This is a genomic window from Streptomyces sp. NRRL S-378, assembly GCF_000720645.1.
Taxonomy (GTDB): domain Bacteria; phylum Actinomycetota; class Actinomycetes; order Streptomycetales; family Streptomycetaceae; genus Streptomyces.
On the sequence record NZ_JOBX01000168.1, the window covers coordinates 1 to 1,442 of the forward strand.

Genomic DNA, 1,442 nt, shown 5'->3' on the forward strand with positions numbered 1-1,442 from the left:
ACAGCTCGTTTCACAATGAGGGTGACGAGGAGTTTGCTGTCGAGCTCGACCTCGTCCGTAAGATCGCTCCATGCCTGCTGACAAACGTGTAACTCGGTCCATGTGTCGCGTCCAGCCGATATCAGATCCTCGGCCGATGTCGGAGCTGCCTCAGCGGATCTGGTCAGATGAGGAGTGGGAGCGAATCCAGTGTGGCTACGGGGCGCAGGACATGGACGAGAAGTGGGACGTCTTCACAGAGGGTGAGGTCGTCTTCTTCCATCGAAGCTGGACCGGTTACGGAGTCTTCGCGGCGACCTTCGCACCGGTTGATAGTGGTGGATGGCGGATCGCCAGTGCCGTGGTTGAGCGTGATGGCGAACGCTACGGAGGCACGGACGACGCCTACGACTGCGTCATGCTTGAGCTGGTGATCACTGCCATTGTGCTTGGCGAACCAGCGCCGGAGCTCCGATCGAGGCTGGTGGAGTTGACCCGTCGAAAGTCACGCTCTGCTGATGCCCCGGCCGGCGTGATTCAGCACAGCGCCTTGGGACTGCGCTCAGACTCCAACTGATCGTTCCAGGATGAGTTCGGCGTCGGGGCTTGGCGGTCGGGTCTGGTGGCGGCAGAGTGGTGCGGGTGTCGGATGATCTTGTGCCTGATGACCTGTGGGAACGCGTCGCCCCACTGCTGCCACCCCGTCCGCTGCGGCGTCATCGGTATCCCGGACGCCTGCCCGCGGACGATCGTGCCGCCCTGCGAGGCATCGTTTACGTGCTGCGCAAGAATGTGAGCTGGAGGGACGTGCCTGCCGAGCGGACCGGGTGCAGTGGGGTGACGGCCTGGCGGCGGCTGCGGGACTGGACCGAGGCCGGCGTCTGGCCCCGACTGCACGAGGTTCTTCTGGCCGAGCTGCGCAGGGCGGGTCTGTTGGACATGGACGACTGCGCGATCGACGGCTCGCACGTCCGGGCCCTGAAAGGGGGGCTCACACCGGACCTTCGCCGGTCGACCGTGCGCGGCCGGGCAGCAAGCACCATCTGATCGTCGACCGGCACGGCACCCCTCTCGCCGTCTCGCTGACCGGCGGAAACCGGCACGACGTCACCCAGCTGACGCCCCTGCTGGACGCGATCCCCCACATCCGCGGAGTCCGGGGGCGGCCTCGGCACCGGCCGGGTCGGCTGTTCGCCGACCGCGGCTACGACTACGACAAGTACCGGCGCATCCTCAGAGCCCGCGGCATCACACCGAAGGTCGCCCGACGCGGCGTCCCGCACGGCTCCGGACTGGGCAAGACACGGTGGGTCGTCGAGCGGACCTTCGCCTGGCTCCACCAGTTCAAACGCCTCCGCATCCGCTACGAGATACGCGCCGACCTCCACCTCGGGCTGCTTCAACTCGCCTGCAGCATCATCTGCTTGCGACGCCTACGAACCTCATTCTGAAACGATCAGTAA

General features: G+C 65.7%; 2 protein-coding genes. Both read left to right on the forward strand.

Annotated elements, in window-relative coordinates; translation table 11 throughout:
- Window positions 1-136: 136 nt before the first annotated feature.
- Window positions 137-556, forward strand: a complete 420-nt coding sequence (locus IH80_RS0138330; RefSeq protein ID WP_037882376.1) for a hypothetical protein — start codon at window positions 137-139, stop codon at window positions 554-556.
- Window positions 557-621: 65 nt separating this feature from the next.
- Window positions 622-1,430 (forward strand): IS5 family transposase gene (locus IH80_RS43375; RefSeq protein WP_199819376.1). Its coding sequence is split into 2 segments (ribosomal slippage): window positions 622-961 and window positions 961-1,430, totalling 810 coding nucleotides; the frame shifts between segments, so codons are not numbered across the junction.
- Window positions 1,431-1,442: the final 12 nt, after the last annotated feature.